We start from the raw sequence: 2,235 nt of genomic DNA, 5'->3' as shown, positions 1-2,235 counted from the left end.
TCCCTGACCGGCGTCGCCGGCGTCGGGGCTTTTTTTTTCACCGCGTGCGACGCGGACGGCAGGTAGCCCTCCAGGAAGGCGCGGAGCTCCGCGGGGGTGTGCTCGGCGGCGAACCGCGCGAGCTCGGCCTCGGCCAGGGGGCGCTGGGTCAGCGCGGCGAGCTCGGCGGGGCTCTCCTGGCGCAGGACGATCCACAACAGGTACAGGGCGCGCTCGGTGGCGGTGAGCTCGTAGGGCAAGCGCCCGGACGCGACCCGCTCCAGAAGGACGTAGGCGTAGCAGGTGGGCTCTGGGTAAAGCCGGCCGCCTATTTCGACATTCCCCGGCGGCAGCAGTTCCTCGGGCTCAACCGCGTCCTCCGTCCCGGCGTCATCTCCGTCGAGCGCGGCGCCGGCCAGGCGGAAGAGATCCTGTTCCTTCGGTTCGCGCTTCATCTAGTCGGCCTCCCGCGGGGGCAGGTAGAAGACCACGTCGCCGGGCTGTTCGTTCTGGGCGGTGAAGGAGAGGGTGAATCCGCCCAGGCCGTCCGCCGGGGCGCCGAAGCGGAACTCCCCCGTCCGGCGGCAGTCGGCCAGGTACACGGCGAAGCGGGCCTCGGGCACCCGTCCCTCGACGAGGTCGTGGCCGCGGAGCACGCCGTAGAGCGAGAATTTCTGGGGGATGTCCTCGGGGCCGACCACGAGCTTGTCCCCGGCGCTCGGGTCCAGACGGAGGTACGAGAGGCGGACCTCCGCGCCCGCGTCGACGGCGGAGAAGGTCACCGTGTCGCCGTCAATCGCGTACTCGCCGGAGGCAGGGTCACCCTCAATCCGTCGGAAAGCGCGGCCCGCGGCGTTCTTCACCGTCTCGGACTTGGCCACGTTGTCGTCGTACTCCAGCGCGACGGTGTAGGGCTCTTCATCGGGGACGGCCGCCTCCTCGCCGAGCACTTCCAGCACCCGCCCCGTGGAGCTCTGACCGCCGAGGACGACCCCCAGCGTGGCCGCGTCCAGGGCCTTGAAGGCTATCTCGCCCCGCCAGCTCACCCCGACGGGCACGGTGAACGAGCTCCAGCGCTCCCCCGCGGGGAAGCTCCGGGTCTCCAGCTCGTTGGTGAGCTTGAACTCCTGCACGCCGCCGTAGACGAGGCCGGTGGTCACGTCCACGATGCAGCCCTTGCCCGTGAGAACGGTGGAAGGCATCTATGGTCCTTTCTTCAACGGGGGGCGACGACTGCCAGAGCGGCCTCGACCGTCGCGTGGTGGTAGGCGGGCCGGGGCGGGGTCACCAGGGAGGTGCGCCAATACCGCGCCGTCAGGCCCTCCAGGGAGAGCCACTCCTCGGCGGTGTGGCCGGAAATCTCGCTCTCCCCGTAAGTGTAGGCGTAGGGCAGACCCTCTTCCGCCGCCCGGTTGAGGAGGCGCCACAGGGAGGCGCACCGGGAAGTCAGGTCCCAGACCGTCTCGGCGTCGCCGAGCCGGGCGAGGCTCAACGTGACCTCCAGCTCGACGAGGGCGCGGGAACCGTCGAGGAGCTCCACCCGCTGGGGCGAGATGGAGATCAGGCCCGCGGCGGGCAGCTCGGGCAAACGGTGCAGGAGCCCCGGGTCGTAGGTGACGCGGGCGCCGGCGAAGAGCCCGGCGGCCAGGGCGCCGGTGACCATGGAGTGGTGCCGGGCGAGGTCTACCATGACCCCTCCTCGCCGGGGAACCGCCCGAAGCGGGAGAGGCCGGGGCGGTCCGGGTCGTCGTGGAAGAAGGCGACGGAGCCGCGCCGGGGACCAAGCTCCACGCCCAACAGCGCCGGATCGCGCAGGAGCAGGGCGACGAGAGTCTCGTAATCGTCGCGGAATCGCGCCGCGCGCCCGTCCTCGGTCCCGGCTCCGGCCCGACCGTAGTAGACGACCAGGACCTCCGCCGCCGCACGGTAGAGGCACATCCGCCCCACGAGCGCTGGAACGGGGTCGAAGGGCAACTCCGCGAAGTGGGGCGAGAGCCGGGTGTCTATCTCCGCTGAGGCGTAGTCCAGGTAGCCGTCGAGGGTTTCGTCCTCCACCTCGGCGAAGGCGTCGCCCAGAAATTCGCGCAGCTCGCTGACTTGGGCGTAAGCCAAAGTCCCTCCTCGGATGAATGCATGAGTGCGGGGTGGACTAGAGGGTCCACCCGTGAGCCGTTAAGACTCGGTGCCGTCGCTGGCGTAGGCCAACTGGGGGAAGGTGTAACCGGCGTTGTAGCGCTGGCGGGTGCCGAAGGCGTA

4 protein-coding genes are annotated in these 2,235 nt (G+C 70.3%); all 4 read right to left on the bottom strand.

Features of this window, described 5'->3' with window-relative positions:
- Positions 1–434, bottom strand: a 434-nt coding sequence (locus tag NTW26_02470) for a hypothetical protein (GenBank protein MCX7021137.1), incomplete at its 3' end; no start/stop codon positions are given.
- Entirely contained in the window at positions 435–1,181 is a 747-nt protein-coding gene (locus tag NTW26_02465; protein MCX7021136.1) for a hypothetical protein, read from the bottom strand. It lies immediately after the preceding gene.
- A 14-nt stretch (positions 1,182–1,195) separates the two neighbouring features.
- Positions 1,196–1,669 carry a hypothetical protein gene (locus tag NTW26_02460; protein MCX7021135.1) on the bottom strand — a complete coding sequence of 158 codons (474 nt, stop codon included), beginning with the start codon at positions 1,667–1,669 and terminating at the stop codon, positions 1,196–1,198.
- Positions 1,663–2,091 carry a hypothetical protein gene (locus NTW26_02455; protein ID MCX7021134.1) on the bottom strand — a complete coding sequence of 143 codons (429 nt, stop codon included), beginning with the start codon at positions 2,089–2,091 and terminating at the stop codon, positions 1,663–1,665. The genes NTW26_02460 and NTW26_02455 overlap by 7 nt, the downstream gene beginning before the upstream one ends.
- Positions 2,092–2,235: the final 144 nt, after the last annotated feature.

The sequence above is a fragment of the bacterium genome (genome assembly GCA_026398675.1).
In the GTDB taxonomy this organism is placed as follows: Bacteria; RBG-13-66-14; RBG-13-66-14; order RBG-13-66-14; family RBG-13-66-14; genus RBG-13-66-14.
Note: the sequence above shows the minus strand (reverse complement) of the source record. Positions and strands in the feature narration are given on the sequence as shown.